The 19,429-nt window shown below is 52.1% G+C and carries 20 protein-coding genes and 1 other annotated feature; of the genes, 16 read left to right on the top strand and 4 right to left on the bottom strand.

The features are described from left to right. The first annotated feature begins 172 nt into the window (after positions 1-172). From B2633_RS17725 to B2633_RS17715, 3 genes are read left to right on the top strand one after another with little or no spacing between them, the layout of a single operon-like run. Complete coding sequence (locus B2633_RS17725; protein WP_483171967.1) at positions 173-2,062, top strand: TIGR03960 family B12-binding radical SAM protein; 1,890 nt, start codon at positions 173-175, stop codon at positions 2,060-2,062. After that, on the top strand, positions 2,040-2,726 hold the full coding sequence (locus B2633_RS17720) for a TIGR03936 family radical SAM-associated protein (protein ID WP_483171966.1): 687 nt from the start codon (positions 2,040-2,042) through the stop codon (positions 2,724-2,726). Before B2633_RS17725 ends, B2633_RS17720 begins: the two co-directional genes overlap by 23 nt. After that, the gene (locus tag B2633_RS17715; protein WP_483171965.1) at positions 2,723-4,144 is read left to right on the top strand and encodes an Rne/Rng family ribonuclease; all 1,422 of its coding nucleotides are present in this window, start codon (positions 2,723-2,725) and stop codon (positions 4,142-4,144) included. The genes B2633_RS17720 and B2633_RS17715 overlap by 4 nt, the downstream gene beginning before the upstream one ends. Before the next feature lie 14 nt (positions 4,145-4,158). Here the strand turns inward: B2633_RS17715 and B2633_RS17710 are convergent, their stop codons facing one another. Next, positions 4,159-5,100, bottom strand: coding sequence for an AEC family transporter (locus B2633_RS17710; protein WP_483171964.1), 942 nt, complete (start codon positions 5,098-5,100; stop codon positions 4,159-4,161). A gap of 218 nt (positions 5,101-5,318) precedes the next feature. Beyond that, positions 5,319-5,942 carry a carbonic anhydrase gene (locus tag B2633_RS17705; protein ID WP_481037893.1) on the bottom strand — a complete coding sequence of 208 codons (624 nt, stop codon included), beginning with the start codon at positions 5,940-5,942 and terminating at the stop codon, positions 5,319-5,321. A gap of 213 nt (positions 5,943-6,155) precedes the next feature. After that, positions 6,156-6,234: a sequence feature (ribosomal protein L21 leader region), on the top strand. Positions 6,235-6,247: 13 nt separating this feature from the next. On the opposite strand from B2633_RS17705, the gene rplU reads away from it, so the two are divergent. The 8 genes from rplU to B2633_RS17665 all read left to right on the top strand — a co-directional run bounded on the left by rplU (position 6,248) and on the right by B2633_RS17665 (position 12,708). Beyond that, entirely contained in the window at positions 6,248-6,565 is a 318-nt protein-coding gene (gene rplU / locus B2633_RS17700; RefSeq protein ID WP_483171981.1) for a 50S ribosomal protein L21, read from the top strand. Between the two features lie 11 nt (positions 6,566-6,576). Continuing rightward, on the top strand, positions 6,577-6,897 hold the full coding sequence (locus B2633_RS17695; RefSeq protein ID WP_481037894.1) for a ribosomal-processing cysteine protease Prp: 321 nt from the start codon (positions 6,577-6,579) through the stop codon (positions 6,895-6,897). A 5-nt stretch (positions 6,898-6,902) separates the two neighbouring features. Then, on the top strand, positions 6,903-7,196 hold the full coding sequence (gene rpmA / locus B2633_RS17690; RefSeq protein WP_481037895.1) for a 50S ribosomal protein L27: 294 nt from the start codon (positions 6,903-6,905) through the stop codon (positions 7,194-7,196). Between the two features lie 91 nt (positions 7,197-7,287). Further along, positions 7,288-7,737, top strand: coding sequence for a Spo0B domain-containing protein (locus B2633_RS17685; RefSeq protein ID WP_483171963.1), 450 nt, complete (start codon positions 7,288-7,290; stop codon positions 7,735-7,737). 4 nt (positions 7,738-7,741) lie between these two features. Beyond that, positions 7,742-9,004, top strand: a complete 1,263-nt coding sequence (obgE, locus tag B2633_RS17680; protein ID WP_483171962.1) for a GTPase ObgE — start codon at positions 7,742-7,744, stop codon at positions 9,002-9,004. Positions 9,005-9,072: 68 nt separating this feature from the next. Then, a complete protein-coding gene (gene proB / locus B2633_RS17675) occupies positions 9,073-10,200 on the top strand; it encodes a glutamate 5-kinase (RefSeq protein ID WP_483171961.1) in 1,128 nt (375 codons plus the stop codon). Positions 10,201-10,235: 35 nt separating this feature from the next. Next, positions 10,236-11,498 (top strand): glutamate-5-semialdehyde dehydrogenase, encoded by a 1,263-nt coding sequence (locus B2633_RS17670; RefSeq protein WP_483171960.1) that lies wholly within the window; start codon positions 10,236-10,238, stop codon positions 11,496-11,498. 427 nt (positions 11,499-11,925) lie between these two features. After that, positions 11,926-12,708, top strand: coding sequence for an REP-associated tyrosine transposase (locus B2633_RS17665; protein WP_483171959.1), 783 nt, complete (start codon positions 11,926-11,928; stop codon positions 12,706-12,708). A gap of 105 nt (positions 12,709-12,813) precedes the next feature. Here the strand turns inward: B2633_RS17665 and B2633_RS17660 are convergent, their stop codons facing one another. Further along, complete coding sequence (locus B2633_RS17660; protein ID WP_483171958.1) at positions 12,814-13,455, bottom strand: hypothetical protein; 642 nt, start codon at positions 13,453-13,455, stop codon at positions 12,814-12,816. Positions 13,456-13,688: 233 nt separating this feature from the next. Here B2633_RS17660 and B2633_RS17655 point away from each other — a divergent pair, with 233 nt between their 5' ends. The 5 genes from B2633_RS17655 (at position 13,689) to rsfS (ending at position 16,839) form a co-directional block, all read left to right on the top strand. Further along, positions 13,689-14,120, top strand: a complete 432-nt coding sequence (locus tag B2633_RS17655; protein ID WP_481037901.1) for an NfeD family protein — start codon at positions 13,689-13,691, stop codon at positions 14,118-14,120. 85 nt (positions 14,121-14,205) lie between these two features. After that, complete coding sequence (locus B2633_RS17650; RefSeq protein ID WP_483171980.1) at positions 14,206-15,090, top strand: SPFH domain-containing protein; 885 nt, start codon at positions 14,206-14,208, stop codon at positions 15,088-15,090. 153 nt (positions 15,091-15,243) lie between these two features. Then, the gene (gene nadD, locus B2633_RS17645; RefSeq protein ID WP_483171957.1) at positions 15,244-15,870 is read left to right on the top strand and encodes a nicotinate-nucleotide adenylyltransferase; all 627 of its coding nucleotides are present in this window, start codon (positions 15,244-15,246) and stop codon (positions 15,868-15,870) included. Further along, positions 15,867-16,454, top strand: a complete 588-nt coding sequence (gene yqeK / locus B2633_RS17640) for a bis(5'-nucleosyl)-tetraphosphatase (symmetrical) YqeK (protein ID WP_483171956.1) — start codon at positions 15,867-15,869, stop codon at positions 16,452-16,454. The genes nadD and yqeK overlap by 4 nt, the downstream gene beginning before the upstream one ends. Positions 16,455-16,491: 37 nt before the next feature. Continuing rightward, positions 16,492-16,839, top strand: coding sequence for a ribosome silencing factor (gene rsfS, locus B2633_RS17635; protein ID WP_481043115.1), 348 nt, complete (start codon positions 16,492-16,494; stop codon positions 16,837-16,839). 74 nt (positions 16,840-16,913) lie between these two features. On the opposite strand, the gene leuS is transcribed toward rsfS, so the two are convergent. After that, positions 16,914-19,382, bottom strand: coding sequence for a leucine--tRNA ligase (gene leuS / locus B2633_RS17630; RefSeq protein WP_483171955.1), 2,469 nt, complete (start codon positions 19,380-19,382; stop codon positions 16,914-16,916). Positions 19,383-19,429: the final 47 nt, after the last annotated feature.

Raw genomic sequence — 19,429 nt, 5'->3', positions numbered from 1 at the left:
CGAAAACTCTATGATAAAAAATAAACATCGAGCGTTCCCAGGGTCGATTAGCTCTAACCGGGCCATTCTTCCAGGGACTGCCAGGAATATGGCTTTGGCAGCCTGAATCACTTCATTTGGCCTTCAAATTAATCAGACCGGGAAAGCCTCAGACTATTTAATAATACTGATTATGAGAACTCATGTAAGATGGGAGGCTGCCGATTTGCAGCAAAAACTTATCCGCGACATTCTGCCCCGGGTCAGTAAACCAGCCCGTTATACCGGCGGTGAACTTAATAGCATCAAAAAGAACTGGGATTCCTCCGGGGTGAAAATGCTGCTGGCATTCCCGGATGTTTATGAAGTAGGGATGTCGCATGTAGGCAGTAAGATCTTGTACGGCCTGGTAAATGAAAAGACCAACCACCTGTTGGAGCGCTGCTACGCGCCCTGGCCTGATATGGAGGCCATCATGCGCGAAGAGGGCATCCCGCTCTATTCATTGGAAAGCTTCCAACCCATTGAGAATTTTAATATTATCGGTTTTAGCCTGCAATACGAGCTGTCGCTGACCAATGTGCTGAACATGCTGGACCTGGGGCGAATCCCGGTCCTGGCTAAAGACCGGGAAGCGCAGCACCCCATCGTCATCGGGGGCGGTCCGGTATGCGCCAACCCGGAGCCGTTTGCTGATTTCTTCGATGCCCTGGTGATAGGCGACGGTGAAGAAGTGCTTTTAGAGATATTAGACCTGGTGCAGGGCTGCCGCGGGGTTCCCCGCCCCGACCTGCTGATGCAGATGGCACAGCTTGACGGGGTTTACGTTCCCTCTTTATATGAGGTTCAGTACGCTTCCCAGGGCCGCTTTGAATCCATCAAGCCCCTGGAGAGCAAGGCGCCGGAACGCGTCAGGCGCCGGGTGGTCAAGAGCCTGGATAAGGCTTATTTCCCGGAAAAGCCCGTAGTGCCCTATATGTCGGTGGTGCACGACCGGGCTGTCCTGGAGGTGATGCGCGGATGCCAGCGGGGCTGCCGCTTCTGCCATGCCGGTATGGTCTACCGGCCGGTCAGGGAACGCCGGCTCAACACCCTTTTAGCGCAGGCTGAAGCTCAGATCCGCAGCACAGGCTATGATGAAGTCTCCCTGGTTTCTCTCAGCACCCTGGACTTCTCGCAGGTTAAGCCTCTGGTGTCGGAACTGGTGCAAAGATACCGGCCGGAAGGCATCGGAGTGGCCTTGCCCTCATTACGGGTGGATCAATTTTCGGTCGACCTGGCCAATGAGGTGCAAAAGGTGAGGAAAACCACCTTAACTCTGGCCCCGGAGGCCGGAACTCAGAGACTGCGCGATGTCATCAATAAAAATGTCACCGAAGAGCAATTGATGGATGCGGTGGAGGCGGCTTTCTCCTCCGGATGGACAGCTCTCAAGCTCTATTTTATGATGGGTTTGCCCCGGGAAAACTATGAGGATTTGGACGGTATCATCGACCTCCTCGTCAAGGTGAAGGGCCGCGGCGATGAACTGGCTCCCCGCCGGGTGGAGATAAGGGCCAGCCTGGCCTGTTTTGTCCCCAAAGCTCACACCCCTTTTCAATGGAGGCCGCAGGACTCCATTGCGGAGCTTAGAGAAAAACGGCGCTATCTGAGTCGGCGCCGCTTAAAAGGCATAAAATTAAGCTTCCATGACGAAGAGACCAGTTTTCTGGAAGGCGCCATCGCCAGGGGAGACCGCAGAATGGCGCAGGTGATCCACCGGGCCTGGCAAAAGGGATGCCGATTTGACGGGTGGAGCGAGCATTTTCGCTTCCCGGCCTGGCAAGAGGCCTTGGCCGAGTGCGGGGTAGACCCCGACTTCTACGTTACCCGGGGAGTTGGTTATGATGAAGCCCTGCCCTGGGATTTTATTGATACCGGCATCGACAAGGAATTTCTGATCCGGGAGGACGAGCTGGCCAATAGCGGCATGAGCAGCAGTGACTGCCGCCATGAAGGCTGCAATGACTGCGGAGTATGTCCGTCCCTGGAGGTGAATTTGGAGATTGGGGAGGGCGACGATGCGCTTGCGAGTGGAATATAGGGTGGGGCCGGAGCTGCGTTTCCTGGCCAATCTGGATATGATTCATGCCATGGAGAGGGCCTTGCGCCGGGCCAGAGTGCCTTACGCCCTGAGCGAAGGCTTCAATCCCCATATCAAGCTTTCGCTGGGAACAGTTTTGCCGGTGGGCCTGTGGGGGGAGCGCGAGTATTTCGACATCGAACTCAAGTCCGAGATGAGCGGGGAAGATTTCATCCACCGGCTCAATGCGGTATTTCCGGTTGGCCTGTCCGCGCTCCAGGCAGTTGCCATAGCACCCTCCGCCCCTTCCATTATGGGCCTGGTTAATGCCGCCAGTTACGTCTTTAAGGTTGAAAAAGCGGATGAGGCAATTTTACATCAGGTGAATATGATTATGAACCGGCCTGAATTAGTTGTAGCCAGCCGGGGCAAAAAGAAAAACCGCACTAAAGACCTCAGGCCGGGGATACACAAAATCACTGTGATGACAGAGAAGCAATTTGATATCATAGAAATATGGGTCAGCACTGGAGAACCGGTCAATGTTCGCTTCGATGAACTGGCTGATATTTTGGGTGCCTGCGGCATACCTGCCGGGCACGTCATTGATGTATGGCGCAGCGGCAACTATTGCCAGGTCAATGAACAATTCTATACTCCTCTAGAGCAGGTGAAGCGTTTGTGATCAGAGAAATCATCGCTGAGGTATATCCCTGGGAATCCCGGGTGGCCATCGTCGAAGACGGGCGGCTGGCCGAGGTATTTTGGGCAGATCAAAATGAAAGCGTGGGCAATATCTATAAAGCGCGGGTAAAAGACATTATTCCCGGTCTGTCTTGCGCCTTTGTGGATATCGGCCTGGCCAAGAACGCCTTTTTGTATGCGGGGGATATCATTTCGCCGGGCAAGAAACGCGGCGGGCATGTTTTTGACCTCTTAAAAAGCGGGCAGGATATCCTGGTACAAGTGAAAAAAGAGGCTTTTTCTGAAAAAGGCGCCAGGGTGACCGGCAACATCACCATACCGGGACACTTTCTGGTCCTTTTGCCTTTTCAGGGGGAGGTCTCGATTTCGCGGAAGATCACTGACAGCAAGCGCAGAGAATGCCTGCGCAGTCTGGTGGACAGCTACAAACCCGCAGAATTTGGCTGCATCTTGCGAACCGCCTGCCTGGAAGCCGATGATGAGGAAATCCTGGCGGAGATGGATGAGCTGATCAAGGTCTGGCAAGAGATCGAGAGGCGCTACCAGCGCATGAAAACCCCCAGCCTGATCTATGAGGATATCGATGTTCTGGAGCGTACCCTGCGAGACTATCTGGACGTGGAGATACACCGCATCATACTCAACAATGAGCGGCTCAGGGAGCGGGTCTTGAATTATTTGCAGAATAAGGCCACGGTGTGCAATGCGGTGATTTATGAAGCCGGTGATTTATTCGAGAAATATAGTCTGGAAAAGGACATCCGCCGGGCCCTCAGGCGCAAAATATGGCTGAAAAACGGGGGCTATCTGATTGTGGATGAAACCGAGGCCATGACGGTCATCGATGTCAACAGCGGCAAATACACCGGCAAGGATGATTTCGAAGATACGGTATACCGCATCAATTGGGAGGCTTCCATAGAAATACCCCGCCAGCTGCGGCTGCGCTGTCTGGGTGGAATCATACTGATCGACTTTATCGACATGAAGAACAAACAGAATCAGGAAGAGATCGTGGAGACCCTGAAGCGCGAACTGGCCAAGGATAAGGCCCATACCCGCATTATCGGCATGACCGGGCTGGGGTTTTTGGAGATGACCCGCAAAAAATCGCGCTACGGGGTTTCGGAGATCTTTACCGACGAATGCACCCGCTGCAACGGCAAGGGGCGCACGGTCAACCTGCAGTCGGTAGCCTGCGAAATAAAACGCAAGCTGGTCAATATGGACTATTTGCAGCAGGACACTCTGATTTGCGAAGCCCATCCCGACCTTATCGAGGAGATGAACCGCGAAGCCAACGACCTGGCCTATATCGAAAAGCGCTCCGGCAAGAAGATCAAACTGCTAAAGAGCGATGACCTGGCCCCCCTGGAATACACCCTGCGGGGACAATAAGCCAAGAAAACATTTTAAATGTTGAGCAAGCTCAACCATATCAGGTAAGAAAAAGCCGACAGGATGGTGGTTATCACAATGGTAGTGCCAGCCAGGTCGGCTTCTCCATTCATCTGTGCAGCCAGGGTATAGTTGATCTCGGCGCTGGGTGCGGCCAGCATGATGAGCAAGGCTTTAGCCGTGGTGTCCAGGGGCAAACGCAATGCAGCCATCAGTCCGTATGCGATCAAAGGGAGCAGGAATAGTTTGAAAAGGCTGCTTGAAGCTAAAACCGGCCAGTGTTCGGGCTTGATAGCCAGGCTGAGGCTGGCCCCGATACAGCACAGTGCCAGAGGCAGGGTAAGCTGTGTCAGCAGCAGCAGGGCTTCCGCTATGAAATCGGGAATTGGGACTTCGAGCAGGGAAAACATTATGCCGGATGCAGCGCCGATGATCAGCGGGTTTTTTACCAGATCCAGCAGGAAAAGACGCAGATTAAAATGCTGGTTCTGCACCGGGCTGAAAGCCAGAACCGAAAGGATATTGACTACCGGTACGGCCAGGGCGGTGAGAACGCTGCCTATGGCCAAACCGCCGTCTCCCAGTGCGTAATAACAGACGGGAAGGCCTATATATACGAAGTTGGAACGGAAATTATCGTTGATGAAAGTGCTTAGAATGGAAGGCGGATAGTGGGCCAGTCCGCCCCATATCCAGCTTAATAGAAAAACCGCTCCTATGGCAGTTACCATCACCAGGAGATTGCCGGGGCTGAAGAGAGACTCAAAATCAGATTGGGAGATCTTGTGAAACAGCAAGAGGGGCAGAAATACATAGAAAATCAGCTGATTGGATTGTTCCACATATTGGTCTGTAAACAGGCCGCAGCGATGCAGCACGTAACCGGCTGCAAGAACTATAAAAATCGGGGCCAGGATGGTGAGGATCGCTGTCATGGCAGCCTCCCTGGTGTTCATTTTTGATATATCCGGGTTAAAGAGAAGCCAACGGCACCGGGACATATCGCCGCCGGTCCGGGTTCGTTCATATTACAGTATAATCTGCCTCAATATAGCGCTCAATGTATACATACAACTTTTGCCGTTATTTTGATATCGCGCACCTGAAAAGCTGCCAACAGCTCGACAAAAAAACCCGGGTTGAGAAATTCAACCCGGGAGACTGTCGTCACGGTCTAGATTTCTATGAAAGTTACCTCTCCGGAGTCCAGGTGGTATTTACCCCCCACAATAGTTAATTGCTTGTGCTCGGTTAAATGCTTTATTATCGGACTTGCCTGAATTGTTCTGATCACTGCCAGGATGTTCTGGTCTTCAACCTTGCGGTACAATTCATTCCCGGCTGCACCGGTTTGCTTTACCAAATCTACGGTTGGTTTAATCCGCTCAACAATAGCTGCGATACTGCCCGGCGCTTCGCCTCCATCCACAGTAGCCTTGACCGCGCCGCAGTAATCATGGCCCATAACCAGCAACAGCGGCGATCCCAGGTGTTCCACCCCGTACTCGATGCTGCCCAGGGCCACATCATCCACCACGTTGCCGGCCACGCGCACCACGAACAGGTCGCCCAGGCCTTGATTGAAGATGTGTTCCGGAGGAACCCTGGAATCAGAGCAGGTGAGGACCACAGCAAAAGGATACTGGCCATGGGTGCGCAGCTCCGAGCGCCTGGAGGAGCTAAGGTCGGTTGGAGCCGACTGTCCGGCAACATAGCGGCGGTTGCCTTCAATCAACCACTTTAAGGCTTCATTTGCGGTGACCTGGCTGCTTGCATTTTCGTGATTTATCTCTGTCAACTCTATTCCCCCCTGACTTATAATTAACCCTGATAGAATATTTCTTTATCCGAGATAATACTCCTGCAAAAAGATCACAGCGGTTTGGGGGACAATAAAATTACCAATGGACGTTGCGGTCAAAACCCTTCAATCTCGGCCATTCATGATTCAGCCGGCTTTGTGCAGACTTGACGAAGGCTATCTAATATGGTAAATTGGCATATGTGTTGCAAGTTTTTGCAACCGCTCGGTGAGGGTTCTCCAAATGGTCGATAGACCTGCCTGTTCACCGGCGAGTCTAAAAAACGGAGGTGTATCTATTGATGTATGCTATTATTAAAACCGGTGGCAAGCAGTACCGTGTCAATGAGGGGAGTATTCTGAAAATTGAAAAGATAGCCGGAGAGAAGGGCGACAAAGTCACTTTTTCCGAGGTACTCCTGGTAAGCGAAGACGATGGCGTTTTAAAGGTCGGCAACCCGATGGTGGCCAATGCCTCAGTCAGCGCAGAAATTTATGAACAGGGCAAAGAAAAGAAGATTGTAGTATACAAGTATAAAAAAAGGAAGAATTATCGTCGCAAGCAAGGGCACAGACAGCCGTTTACCAAGATTAAAATAGACCAGATCGTGGTAGGATGATTACGGTAAGTATGGAATACCGGGGAGGGCATATCGCCGCCTTCACCATCACCGGTCATGCCGGCCAGGCTGCTCCGGGCCGGGATATCTATTGCGCCGGGGTTTCGGCCATAGCTCAAACCGCAGTGCTGGGCCTGGCAAAACATCTGGCCACGGTTCCGCAGCTACAGATTATAGAGGGCGAAAACGCCCTGATGGAGTGTATCTTGCCGGATGATCTGAGTTCAGACGATCAATATAAGGCACAACTGATATTATCCACCATGGAAGCGGGTTTGTTGTCCTTGGAGGAGGCTTACCCGGGATACGTTAAAGTGAGAATCAGGAGGTAATAACCATGTTCACATTTAACCTGCAATTATTTGCTCATAAAAAAGGGGTGGGCAGCTCCAAGAACGGACGCGACAGCACCTCCAAGCGCCTGGGCGTAAAAAGGTCGGATGGTCAATTTGTCAAGGCCGGAAATATTCTGGTCAGACAGCGCGGCACCAAGATCCATCCCGGCAACAATGTAATGATCGGCGGAGATGATACCCTGTTTGCAGTTGTCGACGGCGCGGTCAAGTTCGAAAGAAAGGGCCGCGATAAGAAGCAGGTCAGTGTCTATCCCCTGGAATCAGCCGCTCAGTAAGCTTAAGCTCAAGACTTGATACTCGTTTTAAAGACCCCTGGAGTTTTTCAGGGGTTTTTGTTATCATTAGTTCACGTCCGGGGGGATAATTATGGAAGCCGACCAAATGGTAAACCTATTGCGCAGAATAAGGCATGATTATGGCAATGATCTGCAGGTCATAATGGGATATATCGATCTGGGCAAACCTGAGCAAGCCCGCGAATATATACATTCCATAGTCGAACAGCACCTGCGGGAGCGCTTGCTGTTTGAGAGCATGCCCGCCGAAGCCGCACTGTATTTTTATCAACAAGCCTTATTATGCGGGGATTTAGGAGTAATACTAAGATATAAAAACTGGCAGATGGATTCCCATGCCGTGTTTGAACAAAAGCAAGAGCCTTATCAAAGCCTTAAAAGACTGGCAGAGGAGGCGGCCTGGCGATTGGACGAGGACCCTTGCATCTACGCCAGTATAACGGCGAAAGACGGCAAAGGCCAGGTGGTGTTCTCCGGCCATGTTCTGGGCAGGGAAGTCCTGGTGCAAATAGAGGAGTGACATCATGTTTATAGATGAGGCCCGGGTATATGTTAAAGGGGGCGATGGAGGCAACGGCATTGTAGCCTTTCGCCGGGAGAAATATGTCCCCCAGGGAGGCCCTGCCGGCGGCGACGGGGGGCGAGGAGGCAATGTCATATTCCAGGCCGATGAGGGCTTGAGAACCCTGATGGATTTTAGATACAATCGCCATTTCAAAGCTGAACGCGGTCAACATGGCCAGGGGAAAAACATGCACGGCGCCTGGGGGCAGGACCTGGTGGTGCGGGTGCCGGCGGGCACCGTCATCAAAGACGAAGAAAGCGGCGAAATGATCGCCGATCTTACCGAACATGGCCAGGAGGCCCTGGTAGCCAAAGGGGGACGGGGCGGACGCGGCAATTCGCGCTTTTCCAGCTCTGTGAACCGGGCCCCGACCGTTTCGGAAAACGGCGAACCCGGGGTGGAAAGATGGCTCAAATTGGAGCTGAAACTGCTGGCTGATGTAGGCCTGGTGGGCTTTCCCAATGCGGGCAAATCCACCTTGATCTCGCGTATTTCGGCGGCCCGTCCCAAAATAGCCGACTATCCTTTTACCACCCTGACCCCTAATCTGGGGGTGGTGGAGACCCGCGATCATGAGAGCTTTGTGGTGGCCGATATTCCCGGCTTGATCGAAGGAGCCCATCAGGGAGCCGGTTTAGGGCACGCATTTCTGCGCCATATAGAGAGAACCCGGGTCTTGCTGTTCATTTTGGATGCGGCTGAAACGGAAGGCCGTGACGTGCTGCAGGACTATGAGACCTTGCAGCGGGAGTTGGCCAGCCACAACCCTAAATTGATGGAACGCCCCTTTCTGGTCGCAGCCAATAAGATGGACCTGCCCCAGGCCGGGGCCAACCGGAGTAGGCTGGAGGAGGCTTTCGGGGAGCGGCTGATGTTTATCTCCGCGGTGACCGGACAGGGTGTGGGCGAATTGATCGAACGGCTCCACCGCCTGCTGCAGCAAGCCCCCCCGCCAGAAGCCGAAGAAGTGGAAGAAGCCGTGGTTACCCGTTTTGTAGATGAAGTCCCCTTCATGATTGATGTGGTCGACGGGGTCTATGTGGTCACCGGCAACCGCATCGAGAAGCTCTTAACCATGACCAATTTTTCCACTGACGAAGGCCTGCAAAGATTTCAGCGCACCATAAATCGCATGGGGCTGGAAGACGCGCTGAAAGCGCAGGGGATCAAAGCAGGCGATACGGTGCGTATCAAGGACATGGAATTCGATTACAGCGAATAGGAGAATTGTGAGGCGGCGGCAGCCTGGATCAGGCGGCTGTCAATATAAACCATAGGAAGTGTTTGGGAGTGAATAGACGCAAGAAGCTGGAAACCGCACAGAGGGTGGTTGTCAAGGTGGGGACCAGCACTTTGACTCATGCTAATGGCAAACTCAACCTGTGCCGCATCGAACAGCTGGTTCGGGAGATGGCCGATTTGCATAATCGCGATCTGGAGGTCATCCTGGTCAGCTCCGGCGCCATAAGGGTGGGGGCAAACCGCATGGGCTTGAAGCGGATCCCCACCACCATACCGGAAAAACAGGCTCTGGCGGCCATAGGTCAGGGCGCCCTGATGCAGCTTTACGAGAAACTCTTTTCGGAATACCATCAAACCGTTGCCCAGGTTTTGCTGACCCGGGGCGATTTTGATGAGCGCATCCGCTACTTAAACGCCACCAATGCACTTTTATCCCTGCTTAAAATGGAAGTAATACCGATCATCAATGAGAATGACACGGTTGCGGTAGAAGAGATCAAATTCGGAGACAATGACACCCTCTCGGCTCTGGTGGCCGGGCTGGTGGATGCCGATATGCTGATTATTCTCTCCGATGTAAACGGGCTGTATAATGCGGATCCCCGCGCATCTGACAATGCCCGCCTCTTGAGAAGGGTGACCGAGATCACCCCGGAGATGGAAGCCAGTTCCCACAACCGCGGCAGCAGCTTTGCCAGCGGGGGGATGTTCACCAAACTGAAGGCGGCTAGAATATGTATGGCTTCGGGAATAACCATGATCATTGCCAACAGTGCGGAGGATAATGTCATTCGCAGAATCGTTGCCGGTGAGGAAGTAGGAACCCTGTTCGTCCCCCGGGAGGGCAAAATGCATGCCCGGGAAAAATGGCTGGCATTTGGCAGCCTGGTGCAGGGATATATAGAGGTCGATGAGGGGGCTGCCGCAGCTTTGACCAGAAAAGGCCGGAGCCTTCTGGCCTCTGGAATCAGCGCTGTTTCAGGAGAATTTGACCGCGGGGCGGTGGTGGGAGTGAAGAGTTCGGGCGGCCAGGAGATCGCCCGGGGCATAGCCCATTACAATGCCGGGGAGATCCGCCTCATCGCCGGCAGGAAAAGCAGTGAAATTGAACAGATCCTGGGGGAAAAAGACTATGATGAGGTCATCCATCGCAACAACCTGTGGGTGGTGCGGTAGATTTGTGAAAAGTGGGATCAAGGAGTGACAATTTAATGGATGAGAACCTGAGGAACATTTTGCTGGAACAAGGAAAGCGGGCCAAAAAGGCCTCCCGGCTTCTGGCCACCGCTTCCACAACTGTAAAGAACCGGGCCCTCTATGCCATGGCCGATGCCCTTGAAGCCAATAAAGAGGAGATCATTGCCGCCAATGCCGCCGACCTGCAAAACGGCCGCAATATAGGCCTAACCTCGGCCTTGCTGGAAAGGCTCTCCCTGGATGAAAAAAGGGTGGCCGATATGGCTCAGGGCTTGCGCGAGATCGCGGCCCTTCCTGATCCGGTTGGTGAAGTGCTGGGCATGACCCGGCGCCCCAACGGCCTGGAGGTGGGCCGGGTGCGCACCCCTATCGGCGTGATCGGCATCATATATGAATCCCGGCCCAATGTGACCGCAGACGCTGCCGGTTTATGCCTGAAATCGGGCAACGCCATCCTCCTGCGGGGAGGAGAAGAAGCCCTCAATTCCAACCGCGAGATTGCCAGGGTGATATCGGAGGCTGCCTATAGTCAGGGTATACCCGAGGGTGCTATCGAACTGGTTGACAGCGATGACCGTGAGGCGGCGGTCTTTATGATGAAAATGCACGACACCATCGATGTGCTCATTCCCAGAGGCGGCAAAGGCCTCAAGCAGGCGGTAACAGAAAACGCCAGCGTGCCGGTGATCATGACCGGCATGGGCAACTGCCATGTCTATGTGGATGAGTATGCTGATATTGAAAAAGCCCTCCCTATCGTATTCAACGCCAAGGTGCAGCGCCCTTCGGTGTGCAACGCCGCTGAAACCCTTTTGGTACACAGTAAAATAGCCCCGGTATTTTTGCCTCTAATCTTGCCCAAATTACAGAAAGCCGGGGTGGAGATCCGTGCCTGTGAACGTGCCCGCGATATAGTGTATGGTCTTAAAGCGGCCACAGAAGCGGATTGGAGTGAGGAATACCTGGATTTAATCCTGGCGGTCAAGCTGGTGGACGATGTGGAAGAGGCTATCAGCCACATCAACACCTATGGCACCGGGCACAGTGAGGCCATTGTCAGTGAAAACTACGGTCATGTGCGCCGCTTCATGTCTGCTGTAGACGCCGCAGCGGTTTACGCCAATGCCTCCACCCGCTTCACCGACGGCAATGTATTCGGCTTCGGCGCTGAAATGGGCATAAGCACCCAGAAGCTCCATGCCCGCGGTCCCATGGGCCTCACCGAACTGACCACCATCAAGTTTATTGTCTATGGTGACGGCCAGATCAGGGAATAGCCGAATCAAAGCCAGTGTAAGGACGGCGCCGGAAGTGCTTGTCAACGGTGACAGCGTCATCAACATCACCGACGCGGTGTTGATCTTAAAACACATTACCAACTCGGATGTGCCCTTTCCGGTGGAGACCAACTATTAAGAATTCTTGTAATACCGTATTGCAACTTAAAGTTGCTACGTTAAAGATATAAGAGTCGCAGGAAGAGTCGCAGGGAGTCGCAGGGACGGTTCTTTTGACTCAACCGTAGCCAATAAATTAAAGATAGCGGACGAACCAGCATCCCATGTATTTTGAGGTCATGAAAGCTGGTTAGATTTTAGTGGATTCATACCGGGTCAAGGTCTCTAGATCCGCGGCCATTTATATCACAGATGATGACTCATTTGGCTTATTCTAGTATTATGGAAATATAAGGGAGATGGCTGAATGAGCAGACAGCAAAGAATCATGAGTACCACCGGTATTTATCATATTATGCTCAGGGGAAATGAACGTAAGAACATTTTTTCCAATCGCCGAGACAAACAATGTTTTCTCGAGAGTGTTGCCATCAAGCTGGAACAAATGGATTTCTCTTTATATGCCTACTGTTTAATGGATAACCATGTTCATATTTTGCTAAACACCAGGGAAAAAGATTTGTCGTCGATAATGAAGGGCATAGCGGTTCGTTATGCCTATTTCTTTAACGCCCGATACAGCAGAGTTGGTCATGTATTTCAGGATCGTTATAAAAGTGAAGCTGTTGAAGATGAGCCATATCTCCTGGCAGTAACGCGGTATATCCACAATAATCCTGTTAAAGCCGGAATTGTTGATAAACCACAGCAGTATCCATGGAGCAGTTATAAAAATTATGTTGACTTTGAAGACGATAAGCTGGTGGATACCCACTTCATATTGCGACTGTTTTCGGACAACCTGAAAATCGCGGTTAAGAACTTTGAGCGTTTTTCAAATGAAACGGATTGCGGTGAATATCTTGATTACAACGATGAATATGAAATCCGCAGTGTCAATGATGGAAGAATCTACCTGGAAAAGTATCTAAAAGAAAAATGGTCTGGAAGGACATTGGCGGAGGCCCTAGCTGAAGACCGGAGAGGAGTCATCTTGGATCTCAGGACCAACACCAAACTATCAGTGCGGGCTATTGCAGAGTTGCTGGGCGTGAACAGGAATGTGGTGGAACGGACGCGAATTGGTTGAGTCAAAAGAACCGTCCCCATGACTCCTTCCCCATGACTCCTGACTCCCACAGACTCCCATGACTCCCATGACTCCCATGACTCCCAAAATACCTGCTCTCACTGCTTAACGAAGCTTGTAAAACAACTCCCAATCTTCCCCATAGCTTAAGGTTCTGATCAAGCATCTCTCTTCTTCTGCAGCCTGAGCCAATATCGGTTCGGGCAGGGTCTGGGTTTCTTCTAAATAAATCTTCTTTAACACTTCAAAATACTCCAGGCGGGTGTCAGGGTCGCGAAGCGTAAAGCCTTGAGATTGCAGCCGCTCGGCAATACGTTGATTGAGGCTTATTTCGTAGTCTTCCAACAGCTCAAAAAACTGCCGCCACGGCCGCAGGTCTTCTTCCTGCTGCCACCCGATGCCGGGGCATACAAAATGCCGGCAGACCGATTCCCGGTTCTCCTGTTCGAGGACGCAACCGCCCTCAAGCTGATGAAAGCGGCAGCGATAGCTGTCTCCATCGATTGCATTGTTGACCGTGACCGAAGCGTCTAATATGGTAAGGTGGGGCTGGCTGAAGATTAAATCCACCAAATCCGGCCGGTGCAGGGCCAGATAGGCCAGATCGGTGCTGTAGAATACCGGGGAGTAGTGGCCGCAGCAGCCTTTATCATCCTGGCGCGGGCACTCCCGGCACAGATCCACTTCAATATAACTGCGTAAGCCGTGATTAAGAAATCTTAAACGGATTTCTTGAACTGCCTTCATTGCTGACTGACCCCATTCTGATTAGTATTTTCATTATAGGTTTTTTGCCCTTAAGGGAAAAGGCTTTATTGTTTTCGGATGGGCATGTTTGCTTTTTATAGTAAATTACAAACCGCCGCTTCCCATACCATCCATACCTTCGTATCTAGTGCCGTCGAACCCCGGTCAGTTTCACAGCTTTGGAGTCGTTATGTTATGATATACAAAACAGGCGACTCGAAAGGAGGTAAAGTATGTCTGTTCTTCAATGGGTTTTGGTCGCTCTGGTCTGCGGCATCATTGAACTGGCTTCTGCGGGATTATGGTTTCTATGGTTGGCCCTGGCGGCATTATTGACTTCCCTGGGCGTAAAAACGGGATTGCTGGCTTCTCTGCAGGCGCAGTTATTAGTCTTTGCAGTGATTACTATGGCTTTTATTGTTTTTACCAGGCCTTTGGCCTTAAAATTTCTGGAAACCAAGGACACTCCCAGTAATGTGAACGCCCTCATAGGTCAGCATGGCATAGTCACCCAGGAGATTTCCCCCATACATTACGGGCAGGCCAAGGTAAACGGCGAGATTTGGACAGCGACCGCCGAGGAAGACATTGATGTTGATATACGAATTCGGGTAATTGGCATACAAGGGGTAAAGCTGATAGTGGAGAAAGCCCCGCAAGAATAATTGCCCCGGTTTCTAAGAGTTGAAAGGAGTGTATTTTTTGCTAGGCGTATTTGTTAATTTTATTGTGGTAGTGTTCGTGGTGGGGATGCTATTTTCCTCTATCCGCATTATCCGCCAGTCGTCGGTTGGCATCGTGGAGCGTTTAGGGAAATTTCATAAGAAGGCCGAGCAGGGCATTAACGTGATCATACCCCTGATTGACAGTTTTCGCGCCAAGGTGGATCTGCGCGAACAGGTGGTGGATTTTCCGCCTCAGCCGGTCATCACCAAGGATAATGTCACCATGATGATCGATACCGTAATCTATTATCAGGTTACCGATCCTTTCAGTTATGTCTACGAAATCGCCAATCCAATCATGGCTATTGAGAATCTGACTGCCACCACCCTGAGAAATATCGTGGGTGACCTGGAGCTGGACCAGACCTTGACCTCACGGGATATTGTCAATACCAAGCTCAGGGCTATTCTGGATGAAGCCACCGACAAGTGGGGGATCAAGGTGAACCGGGTGGAATTGAGGAATATACTGCCCCCCCAGGACATTCAGACCGCTATGGAAAAACAGATGCGCGCCGAGCGTGAGAAGCGCGAAGCCATCCTGCGCGCCGAAGGCCAGAAAACTGCAGCCATCCTGGAAGCGGAAGGTCTGAAGCAAGCCGCCATCTTAAAGGCTGAGGCAGTACGGGAAGCGGCTATCAGGGAGGCCGAAGGACACCGCCAGGCCAAAATCCTCAATGCTGAAGGTGAGGCCCAGGCCATACTCAGCGTGCAAAGGGCCTTTGCCGATAGTCTGGTGATGCTGCGCGAATCCGCCCCCGATCAAAAGGTGCTGTCCCTGAAATCATTGGAGACCTTGAAGAGCATGGCTGAAGGCCAGGCTACCAAACTGATCATACCCGGAGATCTGGCCGGATTGGCCGGGGTTTTTGCGGCCCTGAAGGAGAGCGGAGTAAAGGCCGCGGAGTAGACCGGCTCAAGGGACCGGTACAGCATAAACCGGACCTCTGAAGCAGTTTGCATTTTTTAAGCATGACAGGTATCATTTACCTTAGATTGTTGGGTGTAAGCCTCAAGGATAGGGATATTGAGTGCAGCCAGCCCTGACAGGGAGAGATGCAGCTTGTATGTAAGCAAAAAGCTGGCGGTCATAGGCGGGACATTTGATCCCGTGCATTACGGGCACTTGATTGCAGCAGAGCATGCCCGGGTTGAATTGGGCATCGATAAAGTCATTTTTATCCCCACCGGCAGGCCGCCGCACAAAGCTAACGAAACGGTGACCGATTGGGAGCACCGCTGCAAAATGCTGCAGTTGGCCCTGGAAGATAACCCGGCTTTTAAGCTTTCGGCCCTGGAAGGGCCTCAGCGCGGCATTTCTTATACCATTGACACCATCCGCAGGCTGCGGAGCATAAATCCCGATAGCACAATCTATTTCATGATGGGCAATGATGCCTTATTGACCATCGACACCTGGAAAGATTACCGTCAATTAATAGAATTATGCTATTTTGTGGTGGTTACCCGGCCCAATTATACTATTGAACGCAGCCACCCGGTTTTGGCTGCTTTGCCGGATGATTGGTGGCAGCAGATGAAGCAGGTGGAGATACCCGGCATGGATATTTCCTCCACCGATATCCGCAGGCGGGTAGCCGGGGGAAAGACGATCAAATATCTCTTGCCCAATGCGGTTGAAAAATACATTTTGCAAAACAACCTCTATCGAGGGGGAATGACATCGTGATCGGCCCCAAGGAAGCATTAGAGATCATTCGCTTCAAATTGTCCCGGAGCCGTTTCAAACATTCAGTACTTGTCGCCAACACAGCCAGGGAGATGGCAGTCCAGTACGGATTTGACGAAGAGCAGGCTTATTTGACCGGTTTGTTGCATGACTATGCCAAGGGCATCTCCGGTCAGGAATTGATCGAACTGGCTGAGGACTACGGTATCGAATTGGCCCCTATTGATCGGGAGGTCCCCGATCTCCTGCACGGCCCGGTGGGGGCCTGCCTCCTGGCCGATGAACTTGATATCGATGATCAAGAATTGCTGCATGCGGTGAGTGCTCACACCCTGGGTTGTTTGGATATGAATGGCCTGGACAAGATCATTTACCTGGCAGACATGATTGAACCGGGGCGAGACTATCCCGGCATGGAGAGGTTGCGCTGCCTGGCCTTGCGCAACCTGGATTACGGCATGTTGCTGGGATTGGAAACTACCGTTAAGAATTGCATTGAGCGGGGGCGCCTCTTGCATCCCCGTACCGTCGAGGTAAGAAATCAATATTTGCGCTTGTTTGGAAATATGATGGATTTGGCATGAGTTTTGACAATAACAAGGAGGATTGTGATTGCTGACAATGGAACAAATGGTGCAACAGATTGCTGAAGCCTGCTGGGAAGAGAAGGCTTTGGATGTAGTGGTTCTGGATGTAAACCACCTCACTGTTATCGCTGATTACTTCGTGATTGCGGCAGGGCGGAATATCCTGCAGGTAAAAAGCATCGCTGAACACGTAGAAGACAGACTTGATCAAGCGGGGATAAAGCCCTTGCGCCGCGAAGGCCACAAAGAAGGGATATGGGTGGTTTTGGATTATGGTTCTATACTATTCCATGTCTTCCGCCAGGAGGAACGGGAGTATTACGACCTGGAAAACCTGTGGGGCGACGCGCGGGAGGTTAGCCTGGAGCGGGTAGAATCATAATCTCTCCCGACGATAGCACCATATAAAGGAAATAGAGGCCGGCCAGAAGGGCGGCCTCTAGCTGTCTTAAAATATTATTTGGCAACGATATTGACCAGCTTCCCCGGTACTACAATGAATTTGCGAACGGTTTTGCCTTCGAGCTGCTCCAAAACCCGGGAACTCTGCATACACTGCCGGCGCAGCGCCTCTTCATCACTTCCTACCGCCACCATGATGCGGTCCCTGACCTTGCCGTTGATCTGAATCACCATTTCCACCTCGTTCTGAACCAGGGCCTCTTCATCATATTTTGGCCAGGCCATGAGGCAGATGCTGTCTTTATGACCGATTATCCGCCACAATTCTTCGCAAATATGCGGTGAGAACGGGCTTAACAGCAGCAACAGGGATTCCACCGCTGCTTTGACCACACCCGCCTGCGGTCGGGGATTTTCACGGTAAGAGCCCAGCAGGTTCGACAACTCCATGATGGCGCTTATCGCGGTATTGAAATTAAATCTTCCTTCTATATCCTCGGTTACTTTCTTAATGGTGGCATGGGTTTTAAAGCGCAGCTGGCGGGCCGATTCGTCTAATTCAGCACTATGGCTGTCCTGGCTTTGCATCAGCTCCGCATAGTCCATAACCAGACGCCATACCCGGTTCAGGAAACGATAAGCCCCCTCCACTCCGGCGTCGCTCCATTCCAGGTCGCGCTCCGGCGGAGAAGCGAAGAGGATGAACAAACGGGCGGTATCAGCGCCGTAAGTGTTGATTATATCCTCCGGGCTGACCACATTGCCTTTGGACTTGGACATCTTGGTTCCGTCTTTTAAGACCATGCCCTGGGTGAGCAGGTTGGTGAACGGCTCCCGACATGACAGCCATTTGATGTCATAGAGGAACTTGGTGAAGAAACGGGCGTACATAAGATGCAGAATGGCGTGCTCTACCCCGCCTATGTACTGGTCCACCGGCATCCAATAGTCGGTGGCGGCTTTGTCGAAAGGCTGCTCACTTTCATTAGGGCTGCAGAAGCGGTCGAAATACCAGGAGGAACACACGAAAGTATCCATGGTATCCGTTTCCCGGCGGGCCTCTTTACCGCAGTTGGGACAGGTGGTCTCAAAAAAGGAATTCACATAGTTCAGTGGGGACTCCCCGGACGGTTTAAATTCCACATCTTCAGGCAAAAGCACCGGGAGGTCTTCTTCCGGCACCGGCGCCATCCCGCAGTCCTGACAGTAGATTATGGGAATCGGCGCGCCCCAATAGCGCTGCCGGGAGATAAGCCAGTCCCGCAGGCGGTAGTTGACGGTTCCATCGCCGATCCGGTTCTCTTCCATATAGGATGTCACCGCGGCTTTTCCGGCCTCGACCGTCAGCCCGTTAAAAGCGCCCGAATTGATCATCCGGCCTTCGCCAACATAGGCTTCGCTCAGATCGGCGCCATCAACCGGGGTGTCTTCGCCTTGAATAACCACCCGGACAGGAAGATCATACTTGCGGGCGAACTCAAAGTCGCGCTGGTCGTGGGCGGGAACCGCCATGATGGCTCCGGTACCGTAATCCATCAAAACATAGTTGGCTATCCAAATCGGAACTTCTTCACCACTCATAGGATTGACGGCATAACTGCCGGTGAATACCCCTTCTTTTTCAATCTCTGTTGAAGTGCGGGCGATATCGCTGAGATGTTTCATGTTGGCTATAAACTCATTCACCGCCTCAGCCTGGGCGGTATTTTGCGCCAGTTTATCGATCAGCGGATGCTCGGGCGCCATTACCATGTAAGTAACCCCGAAAACAGTATCCGGCCGGGTGGTGAAAACCGAGATAACCTCATCGCTGCCTGCGATCTTCATATCGAACTGACATCCCTCGCTGCGTCCGATCCAGTTGCGCTGCATGATTTTAACCTTATCGGGCCACCCCGGGAGCAGCTCCAGATCATCCAAAAGGCGCTGGGCATAATCGGTGATTTTGAAAAACCACTGTTCCAGTTGTTTCTTCTCCACCACCGTTTCACAGCGTTCACAGCTGCCGTCGACCACCTGCTCATTAGCTAAAACGGTCTGGCAGGAAGGACACCAGTTGACCGCCGATTTCTTTTTGTAGGCCAGACCGTGCTGGTAGAGTTTCAAGAACATCCATTGGGTGAATTTATAGTAATCCGGTTTGCAGGTGGCTACTTCCCGATCCCAGTCGTAGCTGATGCCCATGGTTTTTAGCTGGCGTTTCATGTTATCGATATTGGCATAGGTCCAGATGGCAGGATGGATGCCGTTTTTAATGGCCGCGTTCTCGGCAGGCAGGCCGAAAGCATCCCATCCCATGGGATGAAGCACGTTGAAGCCGTTCATTGATTTAAAACGGGCTACCACATCGCCGATGGCATAGTTGCGAACATGTCCCATATGCAGGTTGCCGGAAGGATAGGGGAACATCTCCAAATCGTAGTACTTAGGGCGAGAGGGGTCTTCACTGACTTTGTAAAAACCGTGCTCTTCCCAGTACTGCTGCCACTTGGCCTCAATTACCTTAAAATCATACTTTTCCATCGCTCAACCTCCTGGTGGGTTTTATAGACTAAAAAAGCCCTCATCCC

Origin of the sequence: Syntrophomonas sp. UBA1041 (genome assembly GCF_002316705.1) — a bacterium.
GTDB lineage: Bacteria > Bacillota > Syntrophomonadia > Syntrophomonadales > Syntrophomonadaceae > DTU019.
This window is presented reverse-complemented; position numbering and strand designations above follow the sequence as displayed.